This window comes from Cellulomonas endometrii (genome assembly GCF_949769265.1).
Taxonomy (GTDB): domain Bacteria; phylum Actinomycetota; class Actinomycetes; order Actinomycetales; family Cellulomonadaceae; genus Cellulomonas; species Cellulomonas endometrii.
The window spans coordinates 119,850-134,528 of sequence record NZ_CATKPC010000009.1; the positions used below are offsets into that span (position 1 = coordinate 119,850).

17 protein-coding genes are annotated in these 14,679 nt (G+C 73.4%); 6 read left to right on the plus strand and 11 right to left on the minus strand.

The features are described 5' to 3' along the window. Positions 1 to 81: 81 nt before the first annotated feature. From QNH85_RS11600 to QNH85_RS11650, 11 genes are all read right to left on the minus strand, one after another. Positions 82 to 747 (minus strand): FliH/SctL family protein, encoded by a 666-nt coding sequence (locus QNH85_RS11600; protein ID WP_282946656.1) that lies wholly within the window; start codon positions 745 to 747, stop codon positions 82 to 84. Next, positions 737 to 1,744 (minus strand): flagellar motor switch protein FliG, encoded by a 1,008-nt coding sequence (gene fliG / locus QNH85_RS11605; RefSeq protein ID WP_213282211.1) that lies wholly within the window; start codon positions 1,742 to 1,744, stop codon positions 737 to 739. Before fliG ends, QNH85_RS11600 begins: the two co-directional genes overlap by 11 nt. After that, complete coding sequence (gene fliF / locus QNH85_RS11610) at positions 1,744 to 3,342, minus strand: flagellar basal-body MS-ring/collar protein FliF (protein WP_282946658.1); 1,599 nt, start codon at positions 3,340 to 3,342, stop codon at positions 1,744 to 1,746. Before fliF ends, fliG begins: the two co-directional genes overlap by 1 nt. Beyond that, a complete protein-coding gene (fliE, locus tag QNH85_RS11615) occupies positions 3,342 to 3,677 on the minus strand; it encodes a flagellar hook-basal body complex protein FliE (RefSeq protein ID WP_213282209.1) in 336 nt (111 codons plus the stop codon). Before fliE ends, fliF begins: the two co-directional genes overlap by 1 nt. Continuing rightward, positions 3,674 to 4,078 carry a flagellar basal body rod protein FlgC gene (gene flgC / locus QNH85_RS11620; RefSeq protein WP_282946661.1) on the minus strand — a complete coding sequence of 135 codons (405 nt, stop codon included), beginning with the start codon at positions 4,076 to 4,078 and terminating at the stop codon, positions 3,674 to 3,676. The genes fliE and flgC overlap by 4 nt, the downstream gene beginning before the upstream one ends. After that, complete coding sequence (locus tag QNH85_RS11625) at positions 4,078 to 4,419, minus strand: flagellar basal body rod protein FlgB (protein ID WP_282946663.1); 342 nt, start codon at positions 4,417 to 4,419, stop codon at positions 4,078 to 4,080. Before QNH85_RS11625 ends, flgC begins: the two co-directional genes overlap by 1 nt. Before the next feature lie 238 nt (positions 4,420 to 4,657). Beyond that, positions 4,658 to 5,125 (minus strand): hypothetical protein, encoded by a 468-nt coding sequence (locus QNH85_RS11630; RefSeq protein ID WP_282946665.1) that lies wholly within the window; start codon positions 5,123 to 5,125, stop codon positions 4,658 to 4,660. Beyond that, positions 5,094 to 5,537, minus strand: coding sequence for a flagellar export chaperone FliS (locus tag QNH85_RS11635; RefSeq protein ID WP_213282206.1), 444 nt, complete (start codon positions 5,535 to 5,537; stop codon positions 5,094 to 5,096). Before QNH85_RS11635 ends, QNH85_RS11630 begins: the two co-directional genes overlap by 32 nt. A 30-nt stretch (positions 5,538 to 5,567) precedes the next feature. Then, complete coding sequence (fliD, locus tag QNH85_RS11640; protein ID WP_282946667.1) at positions 5,568 to 6,923, minus strand: flagellar filament capping protein FliD; 1,356 nt, start codon at positions 6,921 to 6,923, stop codon at positions 5,568 to 5,570. Positions 6,924 to 7,072: 149 nt separating this feature from the next. Continuing rightward, positions 7,073 to 8,263: a flagellin N-terminal helical domain-containing protein gene (locus QNH85_RS11645; protein WP_282946668.1), complete on the minus strand. Its 1,191-nt coding sequence runs from the start codon at positions 8,261 to 8,263 to the stop codon at positions 7,073 to 7,075. 313 nt (positions 8,264 to 8,576) lie between these two features. Further along, a complete protein-coding gene (locus QNH85_RS11650; RefSeq protein ID WP_282946669.1) occupies positions 8,577 to 9,455 on the minus strand; it encodes a sigma-70 family RNA polymerase sigma factor in 879 nt (292 codons plus the stop codon). Between the two features lie 356 nt (positions 9,456 to 9,811). Here QNH85_RS11650 and flgN point away from each other — a divergent pair, with 356 nt between their 5' ends. From flgN to QNH85_RS11680, 6 genes are read left to right on the plus strand one after another with little or no spacing between them, the layout of a single operon-like run. Then, positions 9,812 to 10,297 (plus strand): flagellar export chaperone FlgN, encoded by a 486-nt coding sequence (gene flgN / locus QNH85_RS11655; RefSeq protein WP_282946670.1) that lies wholly within the window; start codon positions 9,812 to 9,814, stop codon positions 10,295 to 10,297. 28 nt (positions 10,298 to 10,325) lie between these two features. Further along, the gene (gene flgK / locus QNH85_RS11660; protein WP_282946671.1) at positions 10,326 to 11,759 is read left to right on the plus strand and encodes a flagellar hook-associated protein FlgK; all 1,434 of its coding nucleotides are present in this window, start codon (positions 10,326 to 10,328) and stop codon (positions 11,757 to 11,759) included. Next, positions 11,756 to 12,649, plus strand: coding sequence for a flagellar hook-associated protein FlgL (gene flgL / locus QNH85_RS11665; protein WP_282946673.1), 894 nt, complete (start codon positions 11,756 to 11,758; stop codon positions 12,647 to 12,649). Before flgK ends, flgL begins: the two co-directional genes overlap by 4 nt. After that, positions 12,646 to 13,071 carry a flagellar assembly protein FliW gene (locus QNH85_RS11670; RefSeq protein WP_213282200.1) on the plus strand — a complete coding sequence of 142 codons (426 nt, stop codon included), beginning with the start codon at positions 12,646 to 12,648 and terminating at the stop codon, positions 13,069 to 13,071. The genes flgL and QNH85_RS11670 overlap by 4 nt, the downstream gene beginning before the upstream one ends. 20 nt (positions 13,072 to 13,091) lie before the next feature. Then, positions 13,092 to 14,354 carry an EAL and HDOD domain-containing protein gene (locus QNH85_RS11675; protein WP_282946675.1) on the plus strand — a complete coding sequence of 421 codons (1,263 nt, stop codon included), beginning with the start codon at positions 13,092 to 13,094 and terminating at the stop codon, positions 14,352 to 14,354. A 50-nt stretch (positions 14,355 to 14,404) separates the two neighbouring features. Then, positions 14,405 to 14,647: a DUF2530 domain-containing protein gene (locus QNH85_RS11680; protein ID WP_249669197.1), complete on the plus strand. Its 243-nt coding sequence runs from the start codon at positions 14,405 to 14,407 to the stop codon at positions 14,645 to 14,647. Positions 14,648 to 14,679: the final 32 nt, after the last annotated feature.

Genomic DNA, 14,679 nt, shown 5'->3' on the forward strand with positions numbered 1-14,679 from the left:
CGTCCGCGGTCGTCGCGGCGCGGCCGGCGGGCTCGACGGCCCCGCCGCGCGGGGTGGGCAGCACGGTGCCCGTGGTGGCGGTCACGCGATCACGCCCGCGGACGCCGGCACAGCGAGCGCGGCGCGGGCGCGGTCGAGCGCCCCGTCGATCCGCGCGTCCAGGTAGCCCTCGGGGAACTCGCCCACGGCGTCGCCGGGGGCCAGCGTCGGGTCGGCCACCAGGTCCACGCCGGTGAGGTCCGGCAGCCCGCCGAGCGGGTCGCCCGCGCCGGCTCCGGGCGCGGCCAGTGCCGTCCGGACGGCGGCGAGGTCGCGCGGGTGCAGGCGCACGGTGTGCACCTCGCGGGCCGGGTCCTGCTCGCGCAGGCGGCGCAGGGCGGCCCGGGCGGCGGTCGCCGCGTCGGACAGCTCGGTGCCGAGCACGGCCGCGGCCAGCTCGAGCGCCGCGGCGTGCAGGGTCGCCTCCGCCGCCGCGAGCACCGGGGCGCTGCGGTCGGCGGCGGCGCGGGCGGCGGCCGCCAGCACCGCGAGGGCGTCGGCGTGCTCGGCCGCACGGCGGGCGTCCGCCTCGGCGCGCTCGCGCTGGACGCGGACGGCCTCGGCCTCGGCGGCACGGGCCGCCTCGCGGGCACCGGCGGCGTAGCCGGCCGCGTACCCGGCGGCGTAGCCCTCCGCGCGGACCGACGTCTCGGCGGTCCCGCGGGTGCTCGCGTACGCCTGGGTGAAGGAGCGGGTGTCAGGAGACATACTCGTCCTCGCCCTCGCGCCGGATCACGATCTGACCGGACTCCTCCAGGCGGCGGATCGCCTGGACGATGCCGGCGCGCGACTCCTCCACCTGCGAGAGGCGGACCGGGCCGAGCAGCTCGATCTCCTCCTCCAGGTTCTCGCGGGCACGCTCGGAGAGGTTGCGCAGGATCTTGTCCCGCACCTCCGGCGCGACGCCCTTGAGCGCGACCGACAGCTCGTTGGTCTCGACGGCCCGCAGCACCAGCTGCATCGCGCGGTCCTCGAGCAGGACGATGTCGCCGAACACGAACATGCGGCTGCGGACCTCGTCGGCCAGCGCCTCGTCCCGGGCCTGCAGGCCCTCGAGGATGAGCTTCTCGGTGGTCGGGTCGGCGCGGTTGATGATCTCGACCAGCGGGTCGACGCCACCGACGGCGGACAGCTCGTTCGGGGTCAGCACCGTGGAGGCCTTGCGCTGCATCGACTCGGCGATGACCGCGACGACGTCCGGCGAGGCGCGCTCCATGAGCGCGATCCGGTGCGCGACCTCCGACTGCTGGTCCGGCGGGAGGCCGGCCAGGATCGCGGAGGCGTGCTCGGGCCGCAGGTGCGCGAGCACCAGGGCGACGGCCTGCGGGTGCTCGCCGTTCAGCAGCGACAGCACCTGCCGGGCGTCGGCGTGCTGCAGGAACTCGAACGGCTGGCCGGCCATCGAGGTCTGCAGGCGCTCGATCATGCCCGCGGCCTCGTCGCGGCCCAGCGCGCCCTCGAGCAGCTGGGTGGCGTAGCCGAGCCCGCCGCCCACGCCCGGGCCGATCGCCGACGCGGCGTAGAACTCCTCGACGACCTCGTCCGCGACCGTCTGGTCCACGCGCTCGAGGCGCATGATCTCGGCGGTCAGCTCCTCGATCTCGGCGACCTCGAGCTGGGACATGACCTTCGCGGCCCGCTCCCGGCCGAGCTGCAGCAGCAGCATGGCGGCCTTCTGGGTCCCGGTCAGCATCGCGGTGGCCATCAGCGCCGTCCGGCGGGGGTCAGCCAGCCGCGCAGGAGGTCCGCGACCTCCTCGGGCTGCTCGTCGGCCAGCGCGGCGATCTCGGCGCGCTTGACGGCGAGCGACTCCTGCACGGGGTCGATCTCGGCCGGGCCGGGCAGCGCCGGCGGGATCTCCGGCAGGTCCTCGAGCTCGGGCGCCTCGTCGGGGCCGTCCATGAGCGGCAGCTCGCCGATGTCGAGGGCCTCGCGCTTGCTGCGCCGCGAGCGGCGGGCCAGCACGATGCCGACGACGATCGCGATCAGGAGCAGCGCCCCGGCGATCACGGCCTGCCGGAGCAGCGACGCGCGCTCCGCGGCGGCGGCCTGGGCGTCCGCGGCGGCGAGCGCCTCGGCCGCGGCGTCCGCCCCGGTGGTGTCGAACGGCATGGCCTGCACCGCGATCGTGTCGCCGCGGGCGGTGTCGATGCCCGCGGCGGCGGTGAGGGTCGCGCTGAGCTGGGTCAGGTCGACGCCGGCGGCCGCGGTGGTGTCCACCAGGACGGCCAGCGACTGCTTCTGCACCGTGCCCGGGGCGACCGTGGTGACCTCGGTGACCTTGTTGACCGCGTTGTTCACGTCCTCCGTGGCCTTCGAGTACGTCCCGGTGCCGTCGCCCTCCCCGGTGGGGACCGCGATGTTGTCCGGGCCGAGCACGCCGGTGGCGGTGCCGGAGCCCGCGCCGGCGTAGTCCTCCGTGGTGGTGGACGAGGCGAGCGGCGGCACGCCCTCGGCGGCGGTGAACTCCTCGGAGGTGCGCTGCGTCTGGTCCTGGTTCAGGGCCGCGGTCACGGTGACGGCGGAGTTGCCCGGGCCGACGACCTGGTCCAGCAGGGCCTGCACCGCGCCGGTGACGCGCTGCTCGTAGGCGGAGGTCGCCTCGTCGCCGGTGCCCCCGGTGAGGCCGGTCCCGACCTCCGACAGCACCTTGCCGGTGGAGTCGACGACCGCGACGTCGGTGGCCTTCATGCCCTCGATGCCCGCGGACACGAGGTGCACGATCGCCTCGACCTGGTCGGTCGTGAGCTCGGTGCCGGTGCGGGTGCGGACGAACACCGACGCGGTCGGGTCCTGCTGCTCCGAGACGAACACCGTCTCCTCCGGCAGGGCGAGCTTGACCGTCGCGGCCTCCACGCCCTCCATCGCGCCGATGGTCTTGGCGAGCTCGCCCTCCAGCGCGCGCTGGTACGTCGTCTGCTGCTGGAACTCGCTGGACGTCATCGACATGCCGTCGAGGAGCGAGTAGCCGTCGCCCTCGGCGTTGGCCGGCAGGCCCGCCGCGGCGAGCTTGAGGCGCATCGCGTAGAGCTGGTCCTGCGGGACGAGGACGGTGCTGCCGCCGTCGGCGATCTCGTAGGCGACGCCCTCCGCGGAGAGCTGGTCGACCACGGCGGAGGCGTCGGTCGCGGACAGGCCCGAGAAGAGCGGGCTGAGCGCGGGCTTGCTGGCCCACGAGTACACGGCGAACGCGCCGAGGGCGATCGCGGCGACGGCGATGAGCGCGAAGGTCTTCTGGGGCAGCGAGAACTGCTTGACCGCGCCGCTCATGCGGCCGAACAGGGACTTCACCTGGGCGGGCATCAGGCCTGCATCCTCATGATCTCGGTGAACGCGTCGACGGCCTTGTTGCGCACGGCGGCGGTGAGCTCGAGGGCGAGCTTCGCCTCGGACGACGCGACGGTGTAGTCGTGCACGTCGTCGAGGTCGCCGGTCACGGCCTGGACCGCGAGCGCGTTGCTCGTGGACTGGAGCTGCTGCACGTGGTCGACCGCGCCGAGGGCCGCGGCGAAGCCGCCGTCGCCGGCACCGGTCGTCGCGGACGCGCCGGCGCCGGAGACGCCCTGCAGCTCCGCGAGCTCGGACAGGTAGGAGGTGGGGCTGACGCCGGAGACGCCGCCGACGGGCTGGATGCTCATGCGCTGCGTCCGATCTGCAGGGCCGCCTCGTAGGACGACTTCGCCCGGTCGACCACCGCGGCGTTCGCCTGGTAGCCGCGCTGGGCCATGATCAGCTGGGTCATCTGGCTGGCCATGTCGACGTCGGGGTACCGGACGTACCCGTCCTCGTCGGCCAGCGGGTTGGTGGGCTCGTACACCAGGCGGCCCTCGGCGGAGCCCAGCGCGATGCCGGACACCTGGGCGCCGCCGCCGCTCTCGGAGGGGATCTCGCTCGCGATGACCGACTTCGCCTGGTAGGCGTCCTCGGCGGTCGAGCGGACGGTGTTGAGGTTGGCGAGGTTGTCCGAGACCGCGTCGATCCACTTGCGGTACACGGTCATGCCGGTGCTGGCGATGCCGATCGCCCCGAACGTCGTCATCAGTTGGTCCTCATCGCGGTACGGACGCTGGAGAAGGTGCCGTCGACCGCCTGGGTCGCGAGCTGGTAGCGCAGGTTGGTGTCGACGTTGAGCAGCGTCTCCTCGTCGAGGTTGACGTTGTTGCCGTCGAGGCGGGTGGGCTCGAGGGACCGCGCGACGGTGGCGGAGGTGGCGCCGGTGCCACCGTCGACCGCACGCGCGAGCGCGTCCTCGAAGGCCACCTTCTTGGCGTGGTAGCCGGGAGTCTGGATGTTCGCCACGTTCTCGGCGATCGCGCGCTGGCGCAGGGCCAGGCCGTCGAGCGCGCTGTTCAGCGCGACATAGCTCACGGAGTCGAACATGCCCATGGCAGGGTCACCCTCACCGAGGTTGGTCCTGAGTCGGCCCGTCCATGGCCTGCTGCTCGAGCGATCCGTGCTCAGACCTCCCATCGGCGCCGAGCCCCGCTCGATGAGGCGCCGGGAGGGGTTTCTTTTCCCGTCACCCGCGTGGCGGACGCGTTTCGATGAGGAATGTCCGAGTTTGCCGAGGAATGTCTCGGCGCCCGCCGGGTGCTACCACCCAGCGCGGGCGGGTGGGTCAGCCCTCGACGTCGAGGTAGACCGGGGCGGCGGCGGCGCGGGTGCGCAGGCCGTCGGAGGTGCGCAGGCGGCGGCGGTGCTCGCCCAGCTGCTCGGCGGTGCGGCGGACCAGGTCCCGCTGGCGCTCGACGAGCGCGGCGGCGCGCGGTGCGAGGGTCACCGGCAGGGGGCCGAGCCCGCGCGGGGTGGTCCACGGCTCGGTGAGGGCGACGGCGACCTCGGGCTCGGCGGAGCGCGCGACGCGCAGCAGGTCCTCGGCGTGGTCCGCGACGCGCTCCATCTCGGCGAGCGCGTGCACCCACGCGGCCTCGCGCGCGGTGCGGGCGTCCCGCTCGCGGGGGCCGTCGTGCTCGGGGTGGGCGGCGGCCTCCGGGTGGGCGTCGGCGTCGAGGGCGGCGCGCTCGGTCGTCGCGACGGCGGCGACCGCGGGCGCGCTAGCCGACACCGAGCACCCCGGCTCCCGCACCCAGCTCCTCGGAGGCGGGGGCGGCCCGCGGCGTCGGGACGTCCTGGGCGACGACCGTCGCGGCCTCCCGCCACGTCGCGGCGAGCGGCGTGACGACGGCGCGGCAGGCGGCGGCGCGATCGGCGTCCCCGGCCAGGCCGGCGCCGATCATCTCCGACAGCAGGTAGGTGTAGATCGACAGCAGCCGGTCGCCGCCGTCCCACTCGTCGACGTCGAGGTTGACGATGAGCTCCGCCACGATCTCCTGCGCGTGCGCGAGCTGCTGGGTGCCCTCGGCGCGCGAGCCCGCCCGCAGCGCGACCTCGGCGCGCTCCAGGTCGAGCAGCAGCCGGTCGTACAGCATGGTGAGGAGCTTCGCGGGGCCGGCGGTGGCGACCGCGTCGGCGAGGTACCGGGTACGGACGTCGTACACGACGGTCCTCCCTTCCGTTCGGGCGGTGGGTCAGCTCGACGCGTTGGCGTTGAGCTGGGCGAGCTGCTGGGACAGGAAGTTGGAGGTCGACTGCATCTGCGACATCGAGACCTCCATCGCCGTGTAGGTGCGCACGAGCGACGCCCGGCGGGTGGCGAGGCGGTCGTCCCAGTCGGCGATCCGGTCGGCGAGGTCGCTGACCTCGCCCTCGTAGGACGTGATCTGCGTCGACAGGGTGCCCTTGGTGGGCTCCGACGCCGACGTGGCCGCGGTCTCGAGCGCGCCCGCGACCGCCTGCACGATCTTCTGGGTGCGGACCGGGTCCTCGTTGTAGGAGGTGGTGAAGGCGGCCTCGTCGAACGTGAAGGTGCCGTCCTTGCCCAGGACGATGCCGACCGAGGCGGGCGACCGGCCGTCGACCTCCAGCGAGCCGGCGGCCAGGACGTTCTGCTGCAGCACGCGGATCGCCGTGTTGCCCGACAGCAGGCCGGCCTTGAGGATCGAGCCGCCGTCCGCCGCGGTCCCGGTGGTGGACTTCGTGCGGTCGGCGATGTCGCCGAGCACCGCGGTCAGGTTGGACACCAGGTTCGACGCGAGCTTGCTCATCGAGCCGGCGCTGCGGGCCACCGTGACGGTGACCTCCTCGGTGCCCTCCTTGCTGACCGTCAGGTCGACGCCCGTGAGCAGGCCCTTGAAGGAGTTGCTCGAGGAGGTGACCTCGGTCTTGCCCGGCGTGCCCGGCCACAGCGTGACCTTCGCGTCCGCGGCGGCGCGCAGCTGCTGGCCCGTCAGCGTGGTGCCGTCGTTCGGGTTGGTCGCCGTCAGGGTGAAGCCGTTGTCGACGCCCGTGGCGGAGCCGGTGAGCTGGAGCCGGTAGACCGGCTCGGCGGCGGTGCCGACGTTGACGGCCGAGGCGGAGACGCCGGTGCCCTCGGCGTTGAAGGCGGCGACGACGTCGCCGATGTGCGTGCTGGTGGCGACGATCGTCTTCGTCTCGCCGCCGACGGTCAGGGAGAACGAGGGCTTCTCCGACGTGTACGACGTCGGGAGCGTGTAGAGCGTCGACTGGGACGCGGCCAGCTTGTCGACGGTCAGCGTGAGGGAGGACGGCGTCGCGTCCTTCGACGTCACGGCGGTGACGGCGGTCGAGGACGCCGTCGCGGTGGTGGTCTGCCAGGACTCGGCCTTGAGGGCCGCGGTCGAGGCGGTGCCGAGGGAGGCGACCTTGGTGTTGAGCGACTGCAGCGCGGTGACGATCGACTGCAGGCCGGTGCGCTTGGACGCCAGGAGCTTCTGCTGGTTGCCCTCGACGGCCAGGAGCTGGTCGATGATCTCCGAGGTCTTCATGCCGCTGATCAGGCCGTCGATCCCGATGCTGCTCGCCATGCTGGTGCGGTCCTCCCCGGTGGAACGGTGCTCGTGCGCGGCGGTGCCGGCACGCGACAGGCGGGGGGTGGACGGTCGTCCACCCACCGCCTGTCAGGGTCGTGCGGTGCCCCCCGCCCTCAGGGGCGGGCGACGGTCACAGCGTCAGCTCACTGGAGGAGCTGGAGGACGCTCTGCGGCAGGTTCTTGGCCTGGGCGAGCATCGCCGTACCGGCCTGCGACAGGATCGAGGCGCGGGTGTAGCTGACCATCTCGGACGCCATGTCGGTGTCGCGGATGCGGCTCTCGGACGCGGTCAGGTTCTCCACCGCGACGTTGAGGTTGTTGATGGTGTGGTCGAAGCGGTTCTGGACCGCACCGAGGCCGGAACGGACCGACGACACCGAGGTGATGGCGGCGTCGATCAGGTCGATGGCCTCGTCCGCACCGGAGGCCTGCGTGAAGCCGATCTCCGTGGCGGCGACCTGGGCGGCCGTGCCCGTGGTGGCGGCACCGGTCAGGGTGATGCCGGTCGCCGTGGCGGCGGCCGTGGCGGCACCCGCACCGAACTGGGCGGTCAGCGCGTTGTTCAGCGCGGTGACGGCACCGGCCGTGGTGGTGATGCCGGTGTAGTCGACCGACTTCAGGTCGAGGGACTTGGAGCCGATGGTGACGGTGCCGTTGAGGTCCTTGAACCCGTCGACGTTGTCACCGGTGAAGTCCACGGCCGCACCGAGGGTCTTGACGCCGGCGGTGCCGGACGCCGCGGCCGTGGTGTTGGCGACGGTGGTGGCGTTGGTCGCGATGGTCGTGACGTCGACGTTCGCGACGCCCAGGCCCACCGAGCCGAGGCCCTGGCCGTTGGCGGTGCTGATCTTGACCGCGATCTTGTCCTGCGCCGAGGTGTTGGCGCCGACCTGGAACGAGCCGTTGTACTGGCCGTCCAGCAGCTTCTTGCCGTTGAACTGCGTGGTGTCCGCGATGCGGGTGAGCTCGGTCTTGAGCTCGCCCAGCTCGTCCTGGATGTTGGACTTCGCGGTGTCGGACAGACCACCCTCGTTGGACGCCTGGACCGACAGCGTACGCATGCGCTGCAGGATCGAGTGCGTCTCGGTCAGGGCGCCTTCAGCGGTCTGCACGACCGAGATGCCGTCCTGGGCGTTGCGGACGGCCTGGGTGGTGCCGCCGATCTGGGCGCGCAGGCCCTCGGAGATCGCCAGGCCGGCAGCGTCGTCCGCCGCACGGTTGATGCGCAGACCGCTCGACAGCTTCTCGAGCGACTTGCCCAGGTCGTTCTGCGTGGCGGACAGGTTGCGGTACGCGTTGAGTGCCGCGATGTTCGTGTTGACGGAGAGCGCCATGGTTCTCTTCTTCCTTGAGTGGGGTACTCGTGGCCCATCCGTGGGCTCACCCTTGAGATTCGACCGGCGGCGGGCGCCTCTGAGGATTTCGCGCCGGTTCACCCGATAGGGGCAACCCGGGTGGCCGGCAGGCCCGTGACCTGCGCGGACGCGGTGCCGGCGTGGTGCCGGAGCGGTGCCGGAGTCGCGCTGGGGTCGTGCTGCGGGGGGGGCGGAACGCCGCAGGCGCCGGCCGCGGTGTCGCGGTCCGGCGCCTGAGGCGGGTGTGAACAGCCCTGGGTCGTGCGGGTCGTGCAGGCGGTCGAGCCGGGGCTCAGCCGGCCAGGGCGCGGGCGCCCGTGGTGTCGCCCTCGAACGGGGTGGGGACGACGCCCGCGGCCTCGACCTGGTGGCCGGCGGCCGACATCGCGGCGCGCGAGGCGACCGCGGCGAAGTACGTGCGGCGGCGACGCTCGGCCACGCCGTCGGGGCGCTCCGCGACCGGCACCATCTGCGGGTCGAGGCTCGCGTTCAGGCCGTCGCGCATGAGGGCCAGGCCCTCGGTGCGCAGCTGGCTGATGCGGGACTGGGTGACGCCCAGCTCGTCGGCGAGCTCGGCGACGGTCCGGTCCTGCAGGAACAGGCCCTCGATGACGGAGCGCAGGCGGTCGGGCAGGGTCTCGACGGCCGCGCGCAGGTAGCGCAGGCGCTCGCCGATGAGGACGTTCTCCTCCGGGCCGGGGGCCTCGTCGCGGACCAGGTCGGCGACGGGGTGCACCGTGGCGTCCATCGAGAGCACGCGGCGCTCGGCGTCCTGGCGGGCCTGGTCGACGGCGGCGACGTCCGTGCCGAGCTCCTTGGCGAGCTCCTCGCGGGAGGGGGTGCGGCCGAGCGCCGCGGTGAGGCGGTCGCTCGCGGCCGACATCTCACGGGCGCGGTGGCGGGCGCCGCGGGAGGCCCAGTCCATCGAGCGGAGCTCGTCGATCAGCGCGCCGCGGATGCGCAGCGCGGCGTAGCGGGCGAACGGGACGCCGGTCTCGGGGTCGTACGAGCGGGAGGCGAGGACGAGGGCGAGGTGGCCGGCGGACACGAGGTCCTCCCGGACGACCGTGGCGGGGACCCGGGACAGGACCTCGCTGACGTGGTAGCCCACGAGGGGCATGTGCGCGACGACGAGCTCGTCGGTGACGGGGGTGGCGGCTGAGCTGTTCACGATCCGGTTTTCGGTCCGGTCCGCAAAGGCCTTGAGCCCGCATCTCCATCTTTTCTGAGAAGCGATCTATGCGACTTCCTCGGCCATTTCGGACGTTACGGACCGGCAAATCGGACATGCGACCCCATAGCTCCGGGCCGCCACGGACGGGTGTGATGCAGGTCACACGAAGATCGCCCGATGTGTGTATCAGTCAGCCTCCTGCGCGCCCGTCACGGCGCTCGGACGGGCGACCTGTCCGATTCGCCTCAGCATCGGGGCGACGTGCCCGATAGGGAGGTCGAACCCGCCCGGCGACCTGCCGGAGCCGGTCCGGGTGACTGCATCGCGCCAGCGACGACAAAGGGGGCTTCCCGATGGCCTTGAGCCAGCTGTCCGACGTCCTGTGGACCGAGCGACGCCTGCTCGAGCTGCTGCTGTTCAAGCTGGAGGAGGAGCAGCTCGTGCTCACCAGTGGGCGCACCCGCTGGCTCGCCCACGCCACGCGGGAGGTCGAGACCGTGCTGGACCAGATCCGGGACGCCGAGCTCGGCCGGTCCGTCGAGGCCGACGCCCTGGCGATCGAGCTGGGCCTGGAGCCGGGCGCGAGCCTGCGCACCCTCGCCGAGCACGCGCCGGCCCCCTGGGACGACCTGCTGCACGCGCACCGCGACGCCTTCGTGCAGCTCACCACCGAGATCGCGCAGCTCGCCGACGGCAACCGCGAGCTGCTCGCCATGTCGCACCGGGCCACGCAGGAGACGCTCATGTCCCTGCAGCAGTCCGTGCAGACCTACGACCCGCAGGGTCACACCGCCACCGAGGCCGACCGCAGCGCACAGCTGCTCGACCGGTCGTTCTGACGGCCGACCACCGCGAGGAAGAGAACCTGTGAGCACCTTCTCCGGACTGGGCACCGCCCTCAGCTCCCTGATCGCCCAGCGCCAGGCGCTCGAGGTGTCGGGCCAGAACGTGTCCAACGCCAACACCGTGGGCTACACCCGCCAGCGCGCCGCCATGTCGTCCCTGCCCGCCGCCACTGTGCCGTCGATGTTCTCCAGCACCGACGGCGTCGGCCAGGGCGTCGCCGTCACCGGCTTCGAGCGGCTCGGCGACGTGTTCCTGGACGCCCGGCTCCGCAACGAGACCTCGGGCGCCTCCCGCCTGGCCGCGATCTCCGGCGAGTACAAGACGCTCGAGGCCACCATCGGCGAGCCCTCCAAGACCGGGTTCTCCAAGGACCTGACGGCGTTCTGGACCGCGTGGTCCGACGTCGCGAAGAAGCCGGAGTCCGAGGCGAGCCGCTCCGTGCTGCTCGAGAACGCCAAGGCCGTCGGCAACCGCATCGCGACGATGTACGAGGACACCGGCACCCAGTGGGCGCAGGCGCTCACCACGACGACGTCGCTCGTGACGCAGGTCAACACGACCGCCGCGAACGTCGCCGACCTGAACAACCGGATCCTGTCGATCACCAACGCCGGCGGGTCCGCCAACGAGCTGATGGACCAGCGGGACCTCCTCGTCACGCAGCTGTCCAGCCTGGTCGGGGCGTCCACCCGCACCAACGAGGACGGCACGCTCGACGTCATGGTCGCCGGCAACGCGCTGGTGTCCGGGTCGCAGGCCAACGAGCTCGCCGTCTCCCCCGGCAGCCCCGGGTCGTTCCAGGGCGCGGTCGACGGCGGCACCGTCTCGATCGTGTGGGCCCGCAGCGGCCACCCGGCCGGGCTCGAGGGCGGCCGCGTCGCCGGGCTGCTGACCACGCTCGCCCCGCCGGCGAGCGGGGGCATCCTCGCCGGCACGGGCGTCGCGCTCAACACGCTCGCGACGAGCATCGCGACGCAGGTCAACGCGATCCACACCAGCGCGTACACCATCGACGGCTACGGCACCGGCACCACCGGCGGCGCCTTCTTCGCCCTCACCGCCGGGCAGCCCGCGGCGCTCGGCCTGGAGGTCGCGATCACCGACCCCGCCGACGTCGCGGTCGCCGCCGCCGGCAAGGGCGCGTACGACGGCAGCGTCGGCACGGCCATGGCGAACCTCGCGAACGCGGTCGGCAGCCCGGACGCCCAGTGGTCCTCCTTCGTGGTCGACCTCGGCGTCAAGTCCGCCAGCGCCTCCTCGCGCGCCACGGTCGCCGAGGCCGCGCGGTCCACCGCCGCGGCCGCGCAGCTCTCGCAGACCAGCGTCGACACCGACGAGGAGTCCGTGAACATGCTCGCCTACCAGCGGGCGTACGAGGGCGCAGCCCGCGTCCTGACCGCCATCGACGAGATGCTGGACACGCTGATCAACCGGACGGGGGTGGTGGGCCGATGAGCACGATCGGACGCGTCACGCACTTCACGGTGCGCAGCTCGACGCTCGAGAACCTGCAGAACAACCTCGGCAGGATGTCGAACCTGCAGGCGCAGATGTCGTCGGGCCAGAAGATCAACCTGGCGTCGGACGACCCGGCGGCCACCGCCGACGTCCTGCGGCTGCAGGGCGAGCAGCGGGTGCTCGACCAGTACTCCCGCAACGCCGACGACGGCGAGGCCTGGCTGACCACGGTCGACAGCGCCCTGCAGTCCTCGCTGGCCTCGGTCCGCAAGGCCCGCCAGCTCACGATCAACGGCGGCGACGGGGCGCTCGGGGACACCTCGCGCCTCGCGCTCGCCCAGGAGATCGAGGGCATCCGTGACGCCCTCCTCTCCCAGGCCAACACCACGTACCTCGGCCGTCCGGTGTTCGCCGGCACGTCCGCCGGCCCGGCGTTCTCGGACGCCGCCGGCGGCTACGCCTTCAACGGCGTCGCCGCGGGGTCCGTGGACCGCACGGTCGCCAGCGGCACCACCATCCGCGTCGACTCCACCGGTTCCGCCGTCTACGGCGCCGGTGACGACTCGATCTTCGCCGTGCTCGACGGCATCGCCGCGACGCTGCGCGCCGGCGGGGACCCGACGGACCAGCTCGACGCCATCGACGGGCACGTGGACGCGATGCTCGCCGAGGTCTCGTCCATCGGTGCCCGGCAGAACCAGGTCGACGCGGCCCAGGGCCTCATCACCGAGAACCAGCTGACGTCCAGGACCCGCCTCTCGGCGATCCAGGACGTCGACCTCGCGCAGATCATCCTCGACCTCGGGTCGCAGGAGGTCGCGTACAAGGGCGCCCTGAGCGCCGCCGCCAAGGTGCTGCAGCCGACCCTCCTGGACTTCCTCTCATGACGATTCAGCTCGACGCTCCCCGCGAGCGCACCCACCTGCCCGAGCACCTGCACCTCGCCTCGCCCATGCCGGGCCTGGCCGGGTACGAGGACTTCACGCTCACCCCCCTGGACGACGCCGGCGTGCTGTACGCGCTGCGCTCCGAGCCCGACGGCGCCCGCCCCGTGCGGCTGTTCGTCATCGACCCGGAGGCGTTCTTCCCCGACTACGACCCGTCGATCGACTCCGGCGTGCTGGACGCGATCGGCACCGACCCGGCGCACGCCGTGCGCCTGGTCGTCGTGCGCCCCGCGGACGGCGGCGACCCGCCGACCGCGAACCTGCTGGCCCCCCTGGTCCTCGACCCGGCGAGCGGCGCGGCCGTCCAGACCGTCCTGACGGAGGACTGGCCGCTGCGCGCCCCGCTCGGCCGGGCCGCCTGACCGACGAGGAGACCCCCGCCATGACCTCCACCCTGGGTGCCGACGCCGAGCCGGCCCGCCCGGCCGCACCGGCCGCACCGCGCGCCGCCCTGCCCATCGGCGGCGGCGAGACGACCGTGCTGCGCCAGCCGGTCGTGCACCCGGACCGCTCCGTGTACGGGTACGCCGTGCGGGTGCAGGTCAGCGGACCCACGGGGGCGGCCCTGCCCGACGAGGCGGCGGAGCCCGCCGTCGAGACGGCCTACCGGCGCCTCGACCTCACCGGGCTGGCCGGGGACAAGCCGGTGCTGCTGCGCGCGACGGCCGGGCTGCTCGCGGGCACCACGGCGGTCTGGTACGACGCCGAGCGGCTCATGCTGGAGATCACGCCGGCGCTCGCCCGACGGTCCGACATCGACACGCTCGTCGAGGCGGCCGCCGCCCGCGGCCTGCGCCTGGCCCTCGCGGACTACGACGGCTCCCTGCCGCAGGAGCGCCTGCTCGGCCGGGTCTCCGTCGTCAAGATCGACCTGCGCCGGGCGCCCGACCACTGCGCCGAGCTCGTCGCCCGCGCGCACGCCGGCGGGGCCACCGTCGTCGCGGAGCACGCCGACACCGCCGCGTACGTCGAGCTCGGGCAGCAGCTCGACGCCGACCTGCTCCAGGGCCCGATGTTCCACCGGGACCCGACCCCCGTGCGCCGCACGTTCTCCGCCGGCGAGGTGCAGTGCCTCGAGCTGCTGCGCGTCCTGTCCGAGGAGCCCGTCAGCCAGCAGGACGTCGTGCGGACCGTCGCCTCGGACCCCGAGCTGTCCATGCGCGTGCTGCACCTGGTCAACTCCTCGGCGTTCGGCCTGCGGCGCGAGATCGACTCCGTGCTCCAGGCGGTCGTGCTCGTCGGCCCGCGCCAGCTGCACGCCCTCGCGATCGCGTCCCTGATCGACGCCCGGCCCACCTCGGTGGCCTCGCTCTGGTCGATCCTCACGCGCGCCCAGACCTGCCACACGCTCGCGGGCAACGACGCCGGGTACACGGTCGGGCTGCTGTCCGCCGTCGCCGCGCAGCAGGGCATCGACCTCACCGAGCTCGTGTCCCGCACCGGCGTCTCCGAGCAGCTCGCCGCGGCTCTCCTGCGCCACGAGGGACCGCTCGGGCACGTCCTCGCCGCGGTGCTCGCGCACGAGGAGAACGACACCGACGCCGTGCAGGCCACCGGCCTGGAGCCCTGGGACGTCGCGCACGCGTACCTCGCCGCCGTGCCGTCGGCGCTCGGGACCGCGACCGCGCTCGCGTTCGGGGACTGACCCCGCACTCACGGGGCCGGGGGCCCTCGGCCGGGGCCTAGGCTGGGCGGGTGCCGTCGTTCATCCAGCTCGCCCTGCGCCCGGAGCGCCGCAAGCCCGCACCCGACCCCGTGCCGGTGAGCATGCGCCCGGTGTTCCTGGTCGGGATCGCGGCCTGGCTGGTGGCGCTCGTGGTCGCGGTCGTGCTCTGGCTCACCGGCGCGGTCGGCCCGAGCGGCGTCCTGACGTGCACCGTGGGGGCCGCGCTCGGCGCGGTGGGCCTCGCCTGGACCGCCCGGCGCCCCGGCCGCTGACGCGCTGCCTCCGCTGAGTCCGCTGAGTCCGC